Genomic DNA, 18,918 nt, shown 5'->3' with positions numbered 1-18,918 from the left:
ACGGCGTGCGGACGGGCGTCGAGGGGGCTGGGCGGCCGCGCCGGAAGGCGCGTTGAGGAGGATGTCCGGGTGTCAGCGGGTGGGGCCCGCCGGGGACGGCGGGACAACGGGCTCGACGCGAACGAGTACGCCGTCGCCGGCGACGTCGATCCGCGCGTGGGTGAGCACCTGCTCGACGTGCTGGCCGCCGGAGGGATCGCGGCCTACCTGCAACCCTCCGCCGACCTCAATCCGGTCACCCGCACCACCACCGTCCCGGCCCGCCCGGTCGACCGGCTGTACGTCGACCGCTCGCACCTGACCACCGCACGGGACTACCTCACCCAGCTCGCCGACGAGACCGCCCCGGAGCAGCCACCGGCCCCTGACGAGCCGGACATCGACGCCGAGTGGGCACGGATCGTCGCCGGCTTCCACACCACCTCGGCGGCGGGCGAGCACCCGTGGCCGGCCGCGGAGGACGTGGACGACCGGGCGGACCGGGACGAGCCGGCCGCCGGTCCGCTGGCCCGCTCCGGCGCGGACGAGGCCGGGCCGACCGCCACCGACGTCCGCCGGCTACCGTCCGCCACCGACATCTCCGGGATCTCGATCGGGCGCGGCGTCCGGCCGGATGAGCCGTCGCTGCTGGACGGGCTGGACACCTTCGGCGCGGACCTGCCCGACGACGAGGATGAGGAGGGCTACCACCCGCCTCCGCCGCCGCCGCTGCCCCGGTTCTCCAAGTACGCGGTGGTCGGCACGCTCGCCGTGGTCGTCGGGTTCGTGCTCTTCCTCTTCCCGTCGCTGCTCCCGATCGACCGTTCGGCGGTCACCCTGTTCGGGTTCACCGGCATCCTGGCCGGTTTCGTCACGCTGATCTGGCGGCTGCGCCCCGGCGACGAGGACGAGGACGACCCGGACAACGGCGCCGTCGTCTGAGCCGGCCCGCATCGCGGGACGCCACCGCCCCGCCCGTGACGTAACAGTGGTGTAACTTACTGTCAGTAGGAATACCGCCGTACGTCACTTCCCCGACTGACTGACCGGTTTTCCCTTGCTCGCGGCAGTCGGTCCTCTGCTGATCGGAATGCCCGAGATGCGACAGAGTTCCCTCGTGGTGGTGGCCAACCGCCTCCCCATCGACGACAGTGTGGTGCCCGACGGGGCCTGCGAATGGCGGCGCAGCCCTGGTGGGCTGGTCAGCGCGCTGCACCCGCTGCTGCGGCACACCCCGGCGACCTGGGTCGGCTGGGCGGGCGGCACCGGGCCCGCCCCCGCACTGCCGGACGTGGACGGCGTCCGCATGCACAGCGTTCCGCTCAGCCACGAGGACCTGCGCGACCACTACGAAGGATTCGCCAACGCCACCCTGTGGCCGCTCTACCACGACGCCGTCGAGCAGCCGCAGCACCACCGCCGGTGGTGGGAGGCGTACCAGCGGGTCAACCAGCGCTTCGCCGAGGCGACCGCAGAGGTGGCCGAGCCGGGCGGGGTGGTCTGGGTGCAGGACTACCACCTGCACCTGGTCCCCGGTCTGCTCCGCGCGCTCCGACCGGACCTGCGCATCGGGTTCTTCCTGCACGTGCCGTTCCCGCCGCCGGAGCTGTTCATGCAGCTGCCCCGTCGGGCCGAGCTGCTACGCGGCATGCTCGGCGCCGACCTGGTCGGCTTCCAGCGAGCCCAGGCGGCGCACAACTTCGCCCAGCTGGTGACCAAGGTGCTGGAGCTGCCGGCCACCGACCGGCGGATCGGGATCGACGACCGGGTGGTGCGCATCGGCGCGTTCCCGGTCTCCATCGACACCGCCGAGATGGCCGCGCTCGCCGCCCGCCCCGAGGTGGCCGCCCGGGCCCGCCGGCTGCGCCAGGACCTCGGCGACCCCCGGCGGGTCATCCTCAGCGTGGACCGGATGGACTACACCAAGGGCATCGAACAGCGGCTCAAGGCGTACAGCGAACTGCTCGCCAGCGGCGACGTCAAGGTCCGCGACACGGTGCTGGTGCAGGTCGCGATGCCGAGCCGGGAACGCGTCGGCCAGTACCAGATCCTGCGCGAGCGGATCGAGCGCGAGGTCGGCCGGATCAACGGCGAGTTCGGCCGGGTCGGCGAGCCGGCCATCCACTACCTCACCCAACCCTTCGACCGGGCCGAGCTGGCCGCGCTCTACCGGGTCGCCGACGTGATGGCGGTGACCCCGCTGCGGGACGGGATGAACCTGGTCGCCAAGGAGTACGTCGCCGCCCGGGTGGACGACGCGGGGGCGTTGCTGCTCAGCGAGTTCGCCGGCACCGCCGCCGAACTGTCCCAGGCGTACCTGGTCAACCCGCACGACCTGGAGGGGCTCAAGCAGGGGCTGCGCGCGGCGCTGCGGGCCAGCCCGGCCGACGTCGCGGAACGGATGCGGGCCATGCGCGCCTACCTGCACCAGCACGACATCCGGGCCTGGGCCGGCTCCTACCTGAGCGCGCTGGACGAGAGCGGCGCCCTGGTCAGCCGCCTGACCGGCACCGACGGCACCACCCGGATGCCGGCCCCGGCGCCCCGGGCCGCCCCGGCCGGCAGCGCGGCCACCCGCCACGCGGGCGGCTGACCGGCGCGCGCCGGCCGGACGCGGACCGCTCAGTGCGCCGCCGGCTCCTTCTCCAACCAGTCCAGGATCGCGTCGATCGGCTCCGCCCACCGCGCGTCCAGCATCAGGTCGTGGCCCATCCCGGGAAAGAGCAGCGGGGCCGAGCCGTACCGGCGGGCCACCCGGTTCAACGTCGACGTCGGCACCACCCGGTCGTCCGGGCTGCCCAGCACCAGCACCGGGGGCGCACCCACGGCCGGCTCGGCCTCCGGCTCGCCCAGCAGCGCCCACTGCGCCCGCCGGCTGGCCCGACCGAGCCGGGCGACGTGACGCCGGGCCTCCGCCTCAGGCAGCTCGCGGCTGAACAACTGGCCGCGGCTGAGCCGCAGCGGCCCACCGAACACCGCCGGCACCGTGCCGGACGGGTTGCGGCGCAACGCCGCGCCGAGCACACCCCAACCGCCGAAGACCGGCGCCACCAGCACGGCACTGCGCGCCGGGTAGCGGGCCAACGCGTGCGCCACCACCAGCGCCCCGGCGCCGTGCCCCACCAGCACCGCCTGGCGCGGCAGGCCCGCGGCCACCTGGACCACATCGTGGGCGTACGCCCGCAGCGTCGCCTCCGGCGCCGGCTCGCTGCCGCCGTGCCCGCGCAGGCTCACCGCGTACGACGGGAACCCCCGCGACGCCGCGTGCCCCAACCAGTGCTCCGCGAACGCCCACGCGCCGTGCCCGAACCCGGGCACGAAGAGCAGCGGCGGGCGCCCCTCCTCCAGCTCGGGGCTGGCGCTGAGCACCTCACGCCGGGCCGGCCGGACCGGGCGGGACCACTCCCGGCCGCGCATGATCCGCAGCTCACTGCTCGCGCTCACGGTGCCAGCCTTTCGTTCGCGACTGCGGGGCTCGCAAGCTCACTCCTCGCGCTCACTTGCCCTCCAGGTCGGTTAGGGCGCGCTGGACGGCGCGCAGGTAGTCGGCGTGACCGACCTCGAACCAGTGCCGGCTGCTCTCCTTGACCTGCGCGGAGTAGCGCTCCCCGGCCCGGTCGCGCACCCGCTGCGCGAACGCCGCCGCACGCTCCGGACGGTCCCGGCGGGCCTGCAGCAGCCGGGCGAAGAGCACCGTCTGCCAGTGCGACAGGGTGAACAGACCGGAGTCCGGCTGCACCAGGCCCGCGACCGCCAGCGTCGGATGCCCCGGGGTGAAGGCGTTGAGCCACAACGTGGGCCGGCCGACGCCGGCGCTGTCGCCGAACACCGAGGCGTCGAGGAACTCGAAACGCGGCAGGTAACCGGTGGCGAAGATGACCAGCTCGGGATCGATCTCGCGGCCGTCGGTCAGCTCCACCGCGTACGGGTGAAAGCGGGCGACGTCGGGCACCGGGCCGATCGCGCCGTGGCCCACGTAGTAGACGAGCTGGCTGTTCGCGATCGGGTGCGTCTCGTACACCCGGTGGTCGGGCTTGGGCAGGCCGAAGCGGGTCAGGTCGCCGACGGTCAGCCGCAGCGTCCAGTGGTAGAGCCACTGGCGCACCCGCAGCGGCACGCGCAGTGCCAGCAGAGAGTCGTTGACCTGGTCGGCGGGGCGGCCGAGCACGTACTTCGGCGCGTACCAGTAGCCGCGTCGGGTGGAGTGCCAGCACCGCGACGCCTGCTGGGCGGCCTCGACGGCGATGTCGCAGCCGGTGTTGCCGGCGCCCACCACCAGCACCCGCTTGCCCCGCAGCTGCGCCGGGTCCTTGTAGGACGACGCGTGCATGATCTCGCCGCGGAACTCCTCGAGCCCCTCGTAGCGGGGAAGCTTGGGCGACCAGTTGTGGCCGTTGGCGACCACCACGGCGGCGTACTGGGAGGTGCGCTCCGGCCCGTACCCGCCGGTGGAGCGGGTGGTCACGTCCCAGCGCTCCCCCGCGGCCGGCTCGACCCGGATCACCTCGGTGCCGAACCAGATGTGCGAGCGCAGGTCGAAGTGGTCGGCGTACCGCTCGAAGTACGAGAGCAGGTGGCTGTGGTGCGGGTAGTCCGGCCAGGAGTCCGGCATCGGGAAGTCGGGGAACTGGGTGAACGGCTTCGACGAGAGCAGGTGGGTGCTGGCGTACACCGGGCTGCGGTCGTGCCGCCAGTTCCAGGCGCCGCCGACGCCTGTCTCCCGCTCGTAGCAGTCCACGCCGAACCCGTGCTCGCGCAGGTTCTTGATGGCCGTCAGGCCGCTGGCCCCGGCCCCGATGACGCAGACCGTGTCGCCGCGGTCGGAGACCGGGCGGCCGTCGCGGCTCAGCGCGGACGGGGTCGCCTCCGGGTCGGGCCGGCCGTGGTCGGTGGAGGTGGACACCGGGACATCTCCTTTTGTGCGGCACGCGTGCCGGTCGCCGCGAAATCCTCTCCACATCGGAGCCGGATGTCCAGCCCCGGCGCGGACGGATCGGCGGTCGCGCCGGTCGGGGGTCAGCCGGTGGTGGGCAGCAGCAGGTCGACCAGGACCGGGAAGTGGTCGCTGGCCCGCCGGGTCTGCGGGGTGTCCACCACGTCGTAGTCGACCACGGTGATCCGCGGGTCGACGAAGAGCGCGTCGATACGCCGGCGGGGGTCGGCGCAGGAGTAGGTGAGCCGGTCGGCCCGGTCGGCCGCCACCGCGGCGTCGGTCAGCCCGCGCGCCACGGTCGCCCAGGCCGGCCCGTCCGGGCCCTCGTTGAGGTCCGCCCCGGCCACCACCGGGCTGCCCGCCGCGTCCAGGCCGCGCCTGAACTCGGCGGCCTGCGCGGGACGCTCGGTCGGATCGGTGGACAGGTGTGACCCGGCGAGGGTGAACCGGGCGTCGCCGACACGGCAGTCGGCGTACGCGGCGCCGCGCAGGTGCCGGCCGGGGGTGAGCGGGAAGCGCTGGCAGCGGGTGTCCCGCACCTGGACCCGCAGGCTGGTCAGCAACAGGTTGCCCAGCGCGGGCAGCCCGCCGGCGGCCACCACCAGGCCGAACGACTCGGCCAGCGAGGCGGACTTCTGCCGCCACCGGAACCGGCGCGGCCCCTCCTGCACGATCACCACGTCCGGCGTCACGGCGCGGACCACCGCCGCCAGCGCGGCGGTGTCGTCGCGCTGGCTGTGGATGTTGTACGACACCACGCGCAGTGGTACGCCGCCGGCCTCGCCCATTCCGGCTCGCCTCAGATCCGTCGGGCCAGGTCGGCGGCGCCGATCACCCCGGCGCTGTTGCCCAGTTCGGCGGGGAGCACCTCGGCCACCGGCAGGCGCCCGCGCTGGGCGAGCGCGTCGAGGTACGAGCGGCGCGCCGGGCCGAGCAGCAGGTCACCGGCCTCGACCACGCCGCCCCCGACGACCAGGGTCTGCGGGTCGAGGATCTGCGCCATGTCGGCGAGGCTGGTGCCCAGCCACCGGCCGATCTGCGCGAACGCCTCGGTGGAGACCGGGTCGCCGCCCTGAGCGGCGGTGGTCACCATGTGGCCGGTGATCGCCTCGGTCTCCCCGCCGGCCAGCTCCAGCAGCGCGGTGGCCCGCTGTGGCTCCTGCCGGGCGCCGGCCCGGGCGAAGCGGACCAGGGCACTGCCGCTGGCGTACTGCTCGATGCAGCCCAGCCGCCCGCAGCCGCACTGGTGCCCGTCCGGCACGGCCAGCATGTGGCCCAGTTCCGCGGCGACGCCGTGCGCGCCACGCAGCAGCTCGCCGCTCAGCACGATGCCACCGCCGACGCCGGTGCCGATGGTGAACATGACCATGGAGTCGTCGGCGTCCCGGGCCGCGCCGTAGCGGAACTCGGCCCAGGCGGCCACGTTGGCGTCGTTCTCCACGATCACCGGCAGGCCGACCGCCTTGCCGACGTACTCGCGCAGTGGCTCGTCCCGCCAGGCCAGGTTGGGGGCGAAGAGCACGGTCGAACGGTTGGCGTCGATCCAGCCGGCCGCGCCGATGCCGACGCCCTCGATCGTCCGTCCGGCAGCCAGCTCGCCGACCAGGTCGATGATGACGTCGCGGGTCTTGCCGACGTCATCGGCGGGAGTGTCCCGTCGGGTCTGCACGAGGACCGTGCCGGTGTCGTCCACGACACCGCCGGCCACCTTCGTGCCACCGACGTCGACTCCGATGGTCAGCGTCACCGCTGCCGCTCCCCTCTGCTGTGCTGTCCGGCCCGTGCGCCGGCGACACGCCGGTCCGGGTCGAGATGTCCCGCGCTCAGGCGACGTCGCCCGGTGCGGCCGCGCCGGTGTCGTCGGGTACCCGCGACGCGGGCACCACAGGTCGGTCGGTCGGCACGGGTGCGGCCACCGCCCCGGCCTCGTCGACGGGTGGTGCGGTGTCCGGGGCGAGTGGGTCCGCCGTCCGGGTGGCGACCGCCCAGACGTCCCGCTCCTGCGCCGGCTGAGAATCATGCCCGCTACGGGTGGCATCGCGCCACACGTGATCCTCGTCGGCCCCGGTGAACCGTTCAGCCGGCGTGGGCTCCGGGACGTCGGCGCCGGCGGCCGGGGCGGGCGCGGTGGCGGGTGCCGACGGACTGGCCTCGGGCGGCTCCGCCGGGGCGAACGCGCGGAGCAGGCTGGCCACGCCGGCCGCGAGGTCACCGGCGCCGGTGGCCAGCCGCTCGGCGAATTCCGGACTCGGGTCGCGCAACGCGGCGATGCCCCGACAAACCGGGCAGACGCAGCATTCGGCGGAACCGGTGGCGAAACCGCCACCGGCGCCGAAAGGACCACCGGGGGCGGCACTGTGACCGAGGACACCGGCCAGCATCCCGCCCAGCGGGCCCCACGCGCCGCCCGCCGAGCCGGCGGAGGCCAGCCGCGCCCCCGCGAGCAGGGTGGCGACCAGCCGCTCCGCCTCTTCCCGGGCCGAGCCCGGATCCGTTGCGCCCATGGTCGGCTCCTCTACCGTGCCGCCGTACGCGTCACTGCGCCGCACCGGATGCTTCTACCCGGTGCTTGAGCTGCTTCAACGCGGTATCCATGATCATTTTCTCGGCTTTGCGCCGGAACATGCCGAGCATTCCCACGGAAAGCTCGACCTCCAGCGTGTAGGTCACCGTGGTGCCGCCGTCCGGGTTGCCCACCAGGTCGTACGAACCGCGCTGGCTCTTCTGCATCTTCGAGGGCGCGACCAGGTGCCACTCGATCCGCGACAGGTCCTCGGCGTACTCGTAGGCGAGCACGTACTCGTCGGCCATCACCCTGGCGTCGATGGTGAAGCGCACCTGGCTGGCGTAGCCGTCCTCGTACTCCTCGATGACCTCGGCGCGACGCACCGCCTCGGTCCACTCCGGGTAGCGCGCGAAGTCGCAGATGACCGCCGTCACCCGATCCGGTGACGCGCCGATGATGATCGACTGGGTGGAGGAGTCCGCCATGGGGGGAGGCTACCCGGCGGGCACCGTCCACGTGCCGCGCCGCCCCCGCCGCGCCCGGCGGCGGGGCTCGACCCCCGCCGCACGCGGTAGGCCAACCACCACGAGGCCCGACCGACCCTCCTGCTTGTCCCACCCGACCCGACAGCCGGGTAGGTTTCGACAGAGCCGACGCCCGCGGTGGCGGCCGGCCCGGCCAGTGCGAGCACGAAGGAGTGCAGGTGCGCGAGTTCTCCGTTCCGCCGATCGTCACCGTTGGCGACGCGGCCAACCTCACCGATCCGGTCTGGGACAACGCCGAGGTCGCGCCGGATGCCGTGCAGTTCGCCCGCCGCACCCCGGCCGCAGACGGCACGGGCACCGCCTGGGCGGAGGTGACCTGCCGGCAGTTCCGTGACGAGGTGGTGACGGTGGCCGCCGGGCTGATCGCCGCCGGCATCCAGCCGGGCGCCCGGGTCGCGCTGATGAGCCGCACCCGCTACGAGTGGACGCTGCTGGACTACGCCATCTGGACGGCCGGTGCGGTCACCGTGCCGATCTACGAGACCTCCAGTTCCGAGCAGGCCGCCTGGATCCTCGCCGACTCCGGCGCGGTCGCCGTCGTGGTGGAGACCGACGCGCACGCCAGCCTGGTCACCGGCGTCCGGGACCGGCTGCCCGAGCTGAAGCACGTCTGGCAGATCGACCGGGGCGGGGTCGACGAGCTGGTCACGACCGGCGGCGCGGTCGAGCCGGCCGAGGTGGAACAGCGCCGCAAGGCGGTCCGCGCCGACGACCTGGCCACGATCATCTACACCAGCGGCACCACCGGCCGGCCCAAGGGCTGCGTGCTCACCCACCGCAACATGTACGCCGACATCGCCAACGCGGTGCCGGTGCTGCCGAACCTGTTCAACGCCGGTGCGGCCACCCTGCTCTTCCTGCCCCTGGCACACGCCTTCGCGCGGCTGATCCAGATCGGCGTGGTGCATGCCCGGGCCACCATGGCGCACTGCGCCGACACCAAGAACCTGGTCGCCGAGCTGCAGGAGTTCCGGCCGACCTTCGTGCTCTCCGTCCCCCGGGTGTTCGAGAAGGTCTACAACGCGGCCAAGCAGAAGGCCGAGGCCGACGGCAAGGGCGGCATCTTCGCCCGCGCCGAGCAGGTCGCCATCGCGTACAGCGAGGCGCTGGAGACCTCACGCGGGCCCGGCATGGCCCTGCGCGCCCAGCACGCGGTCTTCGACCGGCTGGTCTACGGCAAGCTGCGTGCCGCGCTCGGCGGCCGGTGCCGGGACGCCATCTCCGGCGGCGCACCGCTCGGCGCCCGGCTCGGCCACTTCTTCCGCGGCATCGGCGTGACGGTCCTGGAGGGCTACGGGCTGACCGAGACCTCGCCCGCCGCGGCGGCGAACCTGCCCACCGGCACCCGGATCGGCACCGTCGGCCGCCCGCTGCCCGGCGTGACCATCCGGATCGACGACGACGGCGAGATCCTGATCTCCGGCGATCTGATCTTCCAGGGCTACTGGCACAACGAGGCGGCGACCGCCGAGGCGCTCACCGCCGACGGCTGGTTCCGCACCGGCGACCTGGGCCAGCTCGACAACGACGGCTACCTCAGCATCACCGGCCGGAAGAAGGAGCTGATCGTGACCGCCGGCGGCAAGAACGTCGCCCCGGCGGTGCTGGAGGACCAGGTCCGGGCCCATCCCCTGATCAGCCAGTGCGTCGTGGTCGGCGACCGGCAGCCGTTCATCGCGGCGCTGGTCACCATCGACGAGGAGGCGTTGCCCGCCTGGCTGGAGTCGGCCGGGCTACCCGCCGACACCCGGGTCGAGGACCTGCGCGAACACGAGGGCCTGCGCTCGGAGATCCAGTCCGCGATCAAGAGCGCGAACCACGCCGTCTCCAAGGCCGAGGCGATCAAGGTGTTCCGGGTCCTGCCCCGCGACTTCACCGAGGCGACCGGCGAGCTGACCCCGTCGCTCAAGGTCAAGCGGCAGGTTGTCCACAAGACGTACGCGGCGGAGATCGCCGATATCTATCGCGGCTGACTACCATCCGTCACGTGCCCGCATCGACATCCGCCGCACCACACCCGCATCCCCTCGCCGCGGCCGCCCGCCTGGTGATGCTGGCGCTGGTCGCCATCCTGACCCTGTTCGCCACCCGCGACGTCACCCAGCTGTGGTGGATCGCGCTGCTGGCGTTCGCCGGGTTGCCCTCGCTGCTGGCCCCTCAGCACCGGCTGATCGGGCCGCTGAGCCGCGTGGCCGAGGTGGTGGTGCTGGGGCTGGCCGCGAGCCAGGTTGCCGCGGTCGCGTCGATCGGCGGCACGGTCGACGGGCTCGGCGCCTCGGCGGTGCTGCCCTACCTGGCGGTGCCGGTGACCGTCACCGCGCTGCGCCGCCGCTTCTCCGAGGGCGCCGCGCTGCTCGCGGTCACCGCCGCGACCCTGCTGGTCACCGGGGCGCTCACCGAGGTCGGTGGGGAGCGTCAGCTCGGCCAGCTCGGTTATCTCGCGGTCTGCGCGCAGTGGCTGATCCTCGCCGCGCTGGGGCTCTACGCCGCCGGCACGCTGCACCGGGTGATGGCGGTGCGCGGTGAGGGCAAGCCCCAGCCGTACGCCGAGGCGACCCGGCTGCTGACCCAGCTGCGCACGGTGGCCCGGCAGCTGCCCGGGGCGACCCTGGACCCGGGCGGCATCTCCGAGCACCTGCTCGAGGAGCTGCGCACGGTGGCCCGGGCGGACCGGGGCGCGGTGCTGTCGGCCAGCGGCGGCGGCCGGCTCGTGGTGCTCGCCCAGGCCGGGGTGGACCGGGTGGACTGGGAGACAACGCTGGACGCGGACTCGGCGATCGCCGACGCCTGGGCCAGTCAGCAGGCGCAGACCGCCGCCCGGTCGCAGTCCCGCTCGCACCGCGGTGGCGACGTCTCCGCGTTGATCGTTCCGCTGGTCGCCGGGGTGCGCACGGTGGGGCTGGTGGTGCTGGAGGCGGACGCCGCACACGCGTACCCGGCGCCGGTGGTGTCCCGGGTGACCGCGCTGACCCGGCCGGCCGCGCTGCGGCTGGAGGCGGCGCTGCTCTTCGACGAGGTCCGCTCCCTGGCCACCAACGAGGAGCGGCAGCGGCTGGCGCGGGAGATCCACGACGGGGTGGCGCAGGAGCTGGTGATGGTCGGCTACGGCATCGACAACGCCCTGGCCACCGTCTTCGACGACGCCGACGAGACCGCCGAGGCGCTGCGTACGCTGCGCGGCGAGGTGACCCGGGTGATCACCGAGCTGCGGCTGAGCCTGTTCGAGCTGCGCAGCGAGGTGGACCGGCAGGGCGGGCTGGCCGCGGCGATCGCCGAGTACGCGCGCACCGTGGGCGCCTCCGGCGGGCTGCGGGTGCACCTGTCGCTGGACGAGTCCACCGCGCGGCTGCCGGCGGCCACCGAGGCCGAGTTGCTGCGCATCGCGCAGGAGGCGGTCACCAACGCGCGCAAGCACGCCGGGGCCTCCAATCTCTGGGTCACCTGTGAGGTCGACCCCCCGTACGCGCAGATTGAAGTGTCGGATGACGGTCAGGGGATGGCTGACCAGCGGCCCGACGGGCGGTACGGTCTTGCGATCATGGCCGAGAGAGCGGAACGTATCCGGGGCCGGCTGGAGATCAGGCCCCGGCAACCGAGCGGCACGACCGTGGCGGTGGTTCTCGGCACCTCGCCCCGGCGCGGTAACCTGCGCGGTAGCGCAGCAGCAGAAGGGGAGTAACCCGAGGATGACCACCAGTCCGACACCGGCCACCCGCACCAAGGTCCTCCTTGTCGACGACCACGACCTTATTCGCAAGGGCCTGCGGCACGCCTTTGAGCGCGACCGTCAGTTCGAGGTCGTCGGTGAGGCCGCGACGGCGGCAGAGGGGGTACGCCAGGCCGGTGCGCTTCAGCCGGACGTGGTGATCATGGATCTCCGGCTGCCCGACGGCAGCGGCCTCGAGGCCACCCGGGCGCTGCGCAAGTCCAGCGCCTCGATGGGCATCGTGGTGCTGACCATGTACGCCGGCGACGACCAGCTCTTCGGTGCCCTGGAGGCCGGCGCGAGCGCCTTCGTGCCGAAGACCGCCCCGGCCGACGAGGTGGTGGCCGCCGCGCGGCACGCCGCCTCCTCGCCGAGCGCGTTCACGGCGGCCGACCTGGCCGAGGCGATGAAGCGCCGGCTCGCCCCGTCCGGTCCGCAGCTCTCCCCCCGTGAGGGGCAGGTCCTGCGGCTGCTCGCCGACGGGATGAGCGTGGCCGGCATCGCCAAGCAGTTGTTCGTCAGCGAGTCCACGGCCAAGACGCACATCTCCAAGCTGTACGAGAAGCTGGGTGCGGCCAACCGGGCGCAGGCGCTGATGACCGCGCTCCGGCTCGGACTGCTCGAGGCGCCAGACGCCCCGAAGTTCTGACCTGACCCCGCTCGTCGAGCGGGACGCCGCGACCGAAGGTCCGCGCCGGCTCCGGCCGGCGTGGACCTTCGCGTATCGACCGACGTCGGCGGGAACCTGGCGGCACGCTATGGTCTGGCGGGAACGTGGGGGGGCACAATACCCGCGCGGGCGACGACGCCCGCGTCGCGGACTCGAGGGGTGAGCGCATGCAGCGGCCGGACTGGGCACCCGACACCATCGACATCGAGCGCCCGAGCGTCGCGCGGATGTACGACTACTACCTCGGCGGCTCGCACAACTTCGCTGCCGACCGGGCGGCGGCGCAGGCGATGGTGGCCGCGGTGCCGGAGGCGCCGCTGATGGCCCAGGCCAACCGGGCGTTCCTGCGCCGGGCGGTGCACCACCTCGCCGAGTCCGGGATCCGGCAGTTCCTGGACATCGGCTCGGGCATCCCCACGGTCGGCAACGTGCACGAGATCGCCCAGCGGCTCGACCCGGAGTCACGGGTGGTCTATGTCGACGTCGACCCGGTGGCCGTGGCGCACAGCCGTGAGATCCTGGCCGGCAACGACCGGGCGGTGGTGGTGCAGGAGGACCTGCGGCGCCCGGAGAAGATCCTGACCCACCCGGACATCCGCAAACTGCTCGACCTGGACCAGCCGGTGGCCGTGATGATCGTGGCCGTGCTGCACTTCGTGTCCGACGAGGACCGTCCGGCGGATCTGCTGCGGACCCTGCGCGACGCGCTGGCCCCGGGCAGCTACCTGGTGCTGTCGCAGGCCAGCGACGACGGGCGCAGCCAGGACGAGCGGGCCGAGGCGGAGCGGGTCTACCGGCGTACCGACAACCCGCTCTGGGTCCGCAACCGGGCCGAGCTGACCGCGCTCTTCGACGGGTTCGAGCTTCTCGACCCGGGCGTGGTCTGGGTGCCGCAGTGGCGGCCGGACACCCCGGAGAGCGCGGAGGACGCCGAGCGTGCGGTCTTCATGGGCGGCGTCGGGCGCCTCGGTGGCTGAGTCGCCCGGGGCGACCTCCTGCCCGGGCACGTTCGCCAAGGCCTGGGCCAAGGCCGTCTCCGGCACCAGCTATCTGCCGATGACCCAGGCCCAGCTCGAGACCCTGCTGCACCGGCTCACCGGGCAGTTGGCCGGCGCGTTGCTCGCCGAGCCGTTCGACCTCCGCGCCGGTTACCGGGTGGGCGCCGAACTGGTCGCCGCGCACATCGCCTCCGCGGAGGGGCTGGGCCGTACCGTCGAGGTCATCCAGCTCCGGCTGATACGCGATCTGGGGCTGGTGGCGGAGGACGTCGAGGACCGGATGGCGCGGCTGCTGGCCGCCGTTGCGACCGGCTACGCCCGCGCGCTGCGGGACCGGACGCTCGACGAGCAGGAGTCGATCCGCCGGGCCGCCATGGTGGCCCGGACGCAGGCGGAGCGGGCGCTGCGGGCCAGCGAGGCTCGGTTCCGGCACCAGGCCACCCACGACCCGCTCACCGGCCTGCCCAACCGGACGTTGTTCACCGAGCGGCTCACCGCCGCGCTCAACGAGCCGGGCCGGGGCGCGCAGCGGGTCGGCGTGTGCTTCCTCGACCTGGACCGGTTCAAGGTCGTGAACGACACGCTGGGGCACCGGGTCGGCGACCGGCTGTTGACCACAGTGGCCGAGCGGCTGTGCCAGACCGTGGGCGAGCACCTGGTGGCCCGACTCGGTGGGGACGAGTTCGTCATCCTGGTGGAGCGCAGCGGCGGCACCGAGGACATGGTGGCGGTGGCCGAGGCGGCGCTGGCCGCCGTCCGGACACCGGCGCTGGTGGACGGGCACGAGCTCCAGGTCTCGGCGAGCATCGGCATCGTCGAGCGCCAGGTGGCCGGCGCGAACCCCGGTGACCTCATGCGGGCCGCCGACAGCACCCTGCACTGGGCGAAGGCGGCCGGCGGGGCGCGCTGGGCGCTCTACGACGCCGAGCGCAACCGACGGGAGCTGGCCCGGTACGCGCTCTCCGCGGCCATCCCGGCCGCCCTGGAGCGAGGCGAGTTCTACCTCGACTACCAGCCGCTGACCTCGCTTCGCGACGGCCGGCTGATCGGCGTGGAGGCGCTGGTCCGCTGGCGCCACCCGGAGCTGGGTGTGCTGCGGCCGGACAGCTTCATCGGCCTGGCCGAGGAGACCGGGCTGATCGTGCAACTGGGCGGGTGGGTGCTGGCCGAGGCGTGCCGGGAGGCGGAGGCCTGGTCGGCCGGCGGCACGGCCGCACCGTTCGTGAGCGTCAACCTGGCGGTCCGGCAGGTGCACCGGCCCGGGCTGGTGCAGGAGGTACGCGGCCTGCTGCGGCAGACCGGGCTGCCGCCGGAGCGACTGCAGTTGGAGATCACCGAGAGCACGATGATGAGCACGGCCAAGGAGCCGGTACGCGCCCTGCGGGTGCTGGCCGATCTCGGCGTGCGGATCGCCATCGACGACTTCGGCACGGGCTACAGCAACCTGGCGTACCTGCGGGACCTGCCGGTGACCGAGCTGAAGGTCGCCGGGGAGTTCGTGGCCGGGCTGCGGTCGCCGTCGGTGGGGCGCACCGATGAGCGGATCCTCGCCTCGCTGGTGTCGCTGGCGCACGCACTGGATTTGACGGTGACCGCCGAGGGCGTGGAGACCGCCGGGCAGGCCGAGCGGCTGCGGGCGATCGGCTGCGACGCCGCGCAGGGCTGGCACTTCGGCCGGCCGGCCCCCGCCGACCGGATCCTGGCCCGCATCCGCTGACCCACCCCGCCCGCCGGGCCGCTCCGTGCCGCTGCCTCTGCCTCCTGGCGTCGACGCGTCGCTGCGGTCGGGGGGCCAGAGCAGGGGTAGACAGCGTCTACGCGCCCTGGTAGACAGTGTCTATGAGTGCGGAGGCGAGTGTCCGGGCCCGACTGGTGGCCGCCGGGGTGGACCTGGTGCTGCGCGAGGGCCAGTCGGCGGTGTCACTGCGGGAGATCGCCCGCCGGGCCGGGGTCTCGCACGGCGCACCGCGCCGCTACTTCCCCACCCACGTCGACCTGCTCTCCGCCATCGCCCGGGAGGGCTTCGCCGACCTCACCGCCCGCGTCGAGCAGACGATGCGCGCCGCCGGCCCCGACCCGCGCGCCCAACTGACCGCACTCGGCCGGATGTACCTGGACTTCGCGGCGGCGCACCGCGGGATGTTCGAGCTGATGTTCCGGCACGACCTGCTGGACAGCGGCCGGCTACAGCTGCGCGAGACGAGCCTGCCGCTGTTCGCCGTCCTGGCCGACCTGGTGGCTCAGGTACGCCGGCCGACCGACGCGCCGGCCCCGGTGCTGGCCGGCGCGCTCTGGGCCAACCTGCACGGCACAGCCCAGCTCTGGGCGTGGGGCAGCCTGCCGCTGGCCACGGACGCCACCGACGACGACGCCCTGCTGCGAGCCGTGCTGGACGCCCACCTCGGCCCGACCTTCGCCTGAACCCATCCACCCCCACCCCGGAGGACACGTGCCCCTGCTGTACGACCTCACCAAGCTGACCGTCGGCACCATGCTGCGGCTGGGCTGGCGGCCACGCGTGGAGGGACTCGAACACCTGCCCCGGCACGGCGGCGCGATCCTCGCCGGCAACCACCTCTCCGTCGCTGACGAACTCTTCCTCGTCAGCGTGACGCCCCGGCACGTCACCTTCTGGGCCAAGTCCGAGTACTTCAGTGGTCGCGGCCCGGGCGGCTGGCTCAACCGGCGGATCGTCGCCGGCATGGGCGCGATCCGCGTCGAGCGGGCCGGCGGCCGAGCCGCCCTCAGCGCCCTCGACGCCGCCGTGCCGGTGCTCCGCGCCGGCGGCCTGGTCGCCGTCTACCCGGAGGGCACCCGCTCCCCGGACGGGCGGCTCTACCGAGGCCGCGTCGGCATGACCCGGCTGGCCCGCGACGCCGGGGTGCCGATCATCCCGGTCGGCGTGCTCGGCACCGCCGAGGTGCTGCCCGTCGACGCGCGGCTGCCGCGCCGGCACCCGGTCAGCCTGCGATTCGGCCCGCCGATCCCGGTCGCCGGCCGGATCAACGGGCCACGCGACATCCGGACGGTCACCGACGAGGTGATGGCGGCGATCCAGCGGCTCACCGGCCAGGAGTACGTGCCCCGCTACGCCCCGCCCCGATCGACCCCCACCTGAGGCGCGGGCGGCGGTCAGCCGGCGAGCAGGGCGGCCATCCGCTCCGCCTGCGCCTCCCAGCGCCACTCCCGCTCCACCCACGCCCGACCTGCCGCGCCCAGTTGGCGGGCCAGGTCCCGATCGGCGAGCAGCCGGGCCACCCGGTCGGCGAGCTGGGCGACGTCCCGGCCGCGGACCACGTAGCCGGTCTCCCCCTCGCGCACCGCGTCCGGCGCGCCGCCGGAGTCACCGGCCACCACCGGCAGGCCCGTCGCGGACGCCTCCAGGTAGACGATGCCCAGCCCCTCCACGTCCAGCCCACGGTTGCGGGTGCGGCAGGGCATCGCGTAGACGTCGCCGGCCGCGTAGTGCGCCGGCAGCTCGGCCGTAGGCACCGAGCCGGTGAAGACCACGTCCCGTTCCACCCCCGCCTGCCGGGCCAGCTTTTCCAGGGTCGCCCGGTACGGCCCGCCGCCGACGATCAGCAGCGCCGCGTCGGGCACCCGGCGGCGGATCTCCGGCAGCGCCCGGATCAGCATGTCCTGCCCCTTGCGCGGCACCAGGCGGGACACACAGACCACCACCGGACGGTCGGTCAGCCCCAACCGGGCCCGGACGGGCTCGCCGTCCACGGTCGGGTGGTAGGTGTCCACATCGACCCCGGGCGCCAGCCGGCGCAGCTCGGTCAGCCCGTCCAGCACGCGGGCCAGCCGGCTGCGCGTGTACTCGCCGAGATAGGTGGTGACGTCGACGCCCCGACCGATCCGGCGCAGCGCCGGCCGGGCGGCGGGCAGCGCCGCCCAACCGACCTCGTGGCCGTGGGTCTGCGCCACCACCCGGCGCACCCCGGCCCGCCGCCGCAGGCCGGCGGCGAGCAGCCCGAGCGGGGCCGCCGCGCCGAACCACACCGTGTCGCAGTCGTACGCGCGGGCCAGCCGCGCCGCCCGGCGGGCGATCAGCGGGGTGGGCAGCAGCACCCTGGTGCGTTCCCGGATCACCTCGAACGGCTGGTCGGCGTCGAACTTCGCCGCCCCGCGCCAGCTCGACGCGTACACCACCACCGAGCCGGCCGGCTGACGCACCGCAAGGTTGTGCACGAAGGACTGGATCCCGCCCGGGCGGGGCGGGAAGTCGTTGGTGATCAGCAGCGTGCGGTTCATCGGCCGGCCTCCCGGGCGTACGCGCGGGCGGCGGCCATCCGCTCCACGGTGGACGGGTGTGAGGCCGAGTAGAGATATTCCCAGCGCGGCGGGTCAGGGTCGCCGAGGTTGACCGTGCCGAGTCGGCGCTGCATCGACTCGAAGGCGACCGGGTCACGGGTGAGCGCGAGCGCGTGCGCGTCGGCCCGTGCCTCCACCCGCCGGGACATCAGCGCCTGCACCGGCGCGGCGACCAGCCCGGCCACCGTGACCAGGGCGACCAGCAACGGAAACGCGCGTGGGTGGGCGACCGAATCGACACCGGCCATCCGCAGCAGCGGCCCCCACGAGCCAAGCAGGTAGAGCGCCACCACCGCGGCCGCGGCGCCGAGCGCCCCGGTCAGCGTGCCGGCCGCGACGTCCCGGTCCTTCGCGTGCCCCAGCTCGTGCGCCACCACGGCGGTCACCTCGGCCGGGGTGGCCTCGCGCAGCAGCGTGTCGTAGACCACCACCCGTCGGGTCGGCCCGAGACCGGAGACGTACGCGTTGACCGCCCTGGTGCGCCGGGAGGCGTCGGCGACCAGCACGTCGCGCACCGGCACCCCGTCGCGGGCGGCCATGCTCATCAGCTCGGTGCGCAGCGGGCCCTGCTCCATCGGCGTGAAGCGGTTGAACACCGGCTCCACCAGCACCGGCAACACGAACGACAGCAGCACCACCAGCACCGCCGCGCCGGCCGCGCCGAACGCCCACCACCAGCGCGGCGCGAGGCGGATGACCGCGTAGAACCCGAACAGCGCCACCGCGCCGATCACCGCGCTGACCGCGTACGACTTGAGCAGGTCGGCCGTCCAGCCGCTCCAGCCGTTGGTGCTCAGCCCGTAGCGGGTGAGCACGCTCTGCCGCCAGGCGGCGAACGGGAGGGTGAGCAGGTCGGCGACGAGCACCACGGCCAGCCCGCCGAGCACGGCCTGTGCGGCCCAGTGCCCACCGAACGGCCGGCCCACCAGCTCGATCAGGCGGCTGCCCAGCGGGGTCAGCCCCAGCGCGAGGGCGACCAGCAGCCCGACGGCGAGCGCGGCGTAACCGCCGGGGCGCAGTGCGGTGCGGAACTCCCGCCCCCGGGCCACCTGCTCGGCGGGCAGGTCACGCAGCGCGGCGAGCTGGTCGGCCCGGGGCGCCGGCGGCCGGTGCCACGGGATCAGCAGCGCGGCGATCACCAGCAGCGCGACGGTCAACCCGGCCAGGGTCAGCAGCGCCCAGGCACGCGGGGTCACCGGGACACCGCCGTGCTCGCCACGCGACGGGCCTTCCCGCCGCCGACGGCGGGCCCGCCGTCGTCGCG

The 18,918-nt window shown here is 74.1% G+C and carries 17 protein-coding genes; 9 read left to right on the top strand and 8 right to left on the bottom strand.

What is annotated here, in order from left to right; translation table 11 throughout:
* The first annotated feature begins 69 nt into the window (after positions 1–69).
* Both ACFYPS_RS10110 and ACFYPS_RS10105 read left to right on the top strand, forming a co-directional pair.
* The gene (locus tag ACFYPS_RS10110) at positions 70–921 is read left to right on the top strand and encodes a DUF308 domain-containing protein (RefSeq protein WP_354965048.1); all 852 of its coding nucleotides are present in this window, start codon (positions 70–72) and stop codon (positions 919–921) included.
* Positions 922–1,078: 157 nt separating this feature from the next.
* Positions 1,079–2,572, top strand: coding sequence for a trehalose-6-phosphate synthase (locus ACFYPS_RS10105; RefSeq protein ID WP_354965049.1), 1,494 nt, complete (start codon positions 1,079–1,081; stop codon positions 2,570–2,572).
* A gap of 29 nt (positions 2,573–2,601) precedes the next feature.
* On the opposite strand, the gene ACFYPS_RS10100 is transcribed toward ACFYPS_RS10105, so the two are convergent.
* The 6 genes from ACFYPS_RS10100 to ACFYPS_RS10075 form a co-directional block, all read right to left on the bottom strand.
* Positions 2,602–3,396 (bottom strand): alpha/beta fold hydrolase, encoded by a 795-nt coding sequence (locus ACFYPS_RS10100; RefSeq protein WP_354965128.1) that lies wholly within the window; start codon positions 3,394–3,396, stop codon positions 2,602–2,604.
* Positions 3,397–3,475: 79 nt separating this feature from the next.
* A complete protein-coding gene (locus ACFYPS_RS10095; protein ID WP_354965050.1) occupies positions 3,476–4,882 on the bottom strand; it encodes an NAD(P)-binding domain-containing protein in 1,407 nt (468 codons plus the stop codon).
* 113 nt (positions 4,883–4,995) lie between these two features.
* Complete coding sequence (locus tag ACFYPS_RS10090; protein WP_354965051.1) at positions 4,996–5,700, bottom strand: endonuclease/exonuclease/phosphatase family protein; 705 nt, start codon at positions 5,698–5,700, stop codon at positions 4,996–4,998.
* 11 nt (positions 5,701–5,711) lie between these two features.
* On the bottom strand, positions 5,712–6,659 hold the full coding sequence (locus tag ACFYPS_RS10085; protein ID WP_354965052.1) for an ROK family glucokinase: 948 nt from the start codon (positions 6,657–6,659) through the stop codon (positions 5,712–5,714).
* A gap of 76 nt (positions 6,660–6,735) precedes the next feature.
* Positions 6,736–7,416 carry a hypothetical protein gene (locus tag ACFYPS_RS10080; protein ID WP_354965053.1) on the bottom strand — a complete coding sequence of 227 codons (681 nt, stop codon included), beginning with the start codon at positions 7,414–7,416 and terminating at the stop codon, positions 6,736–6,738.
* A 31-nt stretch (positions 7,417–7,447) separates the two neighbouring features.
* Entirely contained in the window at positions 7,448–7,903 is a 456-nt protein-coding gene (locus ACFYPS_RS10075; RefSeq protein ID WP_354965054.1) for an SRPBCC family protein, read from the bottom strand.
* Between the two features lie 218 nt (positions 7,904–8,121).
* Here ACFYPS_RS10075 and ACFYPS_RS10070 point away from each other — a divergent pair, with 218 nt between their 5' ends.
* From ACFYPS_RS10070 to ACFYPS_RS10040, 7 genes are all read left to right on the top strand, one after another.
* Complete coding sequence (locus ACFYPS_RS10070; RefSeq protein ID WP_354965055.1) at positions 8,122–9,936, top strand: AMP-binding protein; 1,815 nt, start codon at positions 8,122–8,124, stop codon at positions 9,934–9,936.
* A gap of 14 nt (positions 9,937–9,950) precedes the next feature.
* The gene (locus ACFYPS_RS10065) at positions 9,951–11,642 is read left to right on the top strand and encodes a GAF domain-containing sensor histidine kinase (protein WP_354965056.1); all 1,692 of its coding nucleotides are present in this window, start codon (positions 9,951–9,953) and stop codon (positions 11,640–11,642) included.
* 7 nt (positions 11,643–11,649) lie between these two features.
* Positions 11,650–12,318 (top strand): response regulator transcription factor, encoded by a 669-nt coding sequence (locus ACFYPS_RS10060; RefSeq protein ID WP_007072219.1) that lies wholly within the window; start codon positions 11,650–11,652, stop codon positions 12,316–12,318.
* A gap of 188 nt (positions 12,319–12,506) precedes the next feature.
* Positions 12,507–13,316 carry an SAM-dependent methyltransferase gene (locus ACFYPS_RS10055; protein ID WP_354965057.1) on the top strand — a complete coding sequence of 270 codons (810 nt, stop codon included), beginning with the start codon at positions 12,507–12,509 and terminating at the stop codon, positions 13,314–13,316.
* A gap of 79 nt (positions 13,317–13,395) precedes the next feature.
* Entirely contained in the window at positions 13,396–15,054 is a 1,659-nt protein-coding gene (locus ACFYPS_RS10050; protein ID WP_354965129.1) for a bifunctional diguanylate cyclase/phosphodiesterase, read from the top strand.
* Between the two features lie 122 nt (positions 15,055–15,176).
* The gene (locus tag ACFYPS_RS10045) at positions 15,177–15,758 is read left to right on the top strand and encodes a TetR/AcrR family transcriptional regulator (protein ID WP_354965058.1); all 582 of its coding nucleotides are present in this window, start codon (positions 15,177–15,179) and stop codon (positions 15,756–15,758) included.
* 28 nt (positions 15,759–15,786) lie between these two features.
* The gene (locus ACFYPS_RS10040; protein ID WP_354965059.1) at positions 15,787–16,455 is read left to right on the top strand and encodes a lysophospholipid acyltransferase family protein; all 669 of its coding nucleotides are present in this window, start codon (positions 15,787–15,789) and stop codon (positions 16,453–16,455) included.
* A gap of 14 nt (positions 16,456–16,469) precedes the next feature.
* Here the strand turns inward: ACFYPS_RS10040 and ACFYPS_RS10035 are convergent, their stop codons facing one another.
* Both ACFYPS_RS10035 and ACFYPS_RS10030 read right to left on the bottom strand, forming a co-directional pair.
* Positions 16,470–17,594 carry a glycosyltransferase family 4 protein gene (locus tag ACFYPS_RS10035; RefSeq protein WP_354965060.1) on the bottom strand — a complete coding sequence of 375 codons (1,125 nt, stop codon included), beginning with the start codon at positions 17,592–17,594 and terminating at the stop codon, positions 16,470–16,472.
* On the bottom strand, positions 17,591–18,850 hold the full coding sequence (locus ACFYPS_RS10030) for a M48 family metalloprotease (protein ID WP_354965061.1): 1,260 nt from the start codon (positions 18,848–18,850) through the stop codon (positions 17,591–17,593). Before ACFYPS_RS10030 ends, ACFYPS_RS10035 begins: the two co-directional genes overlap by 4 nt.
* Positions 18,851–18,918: the final 68 nt, after the last annotated feature.

Source organism: Micromonospora sp. NPDC005087 (genome assembly GCF_042872965.1).
In the GTDB taxonomy this organism is placed as follows: domain Bacteria; phylum Actinomycetota; class Actinomycetes; order Mycobacteriales; family Micromonosporaceae; genus Micromonospora.
This window is presented reverse-complemented; position numbering and strand designations above follow the sequence as displayed.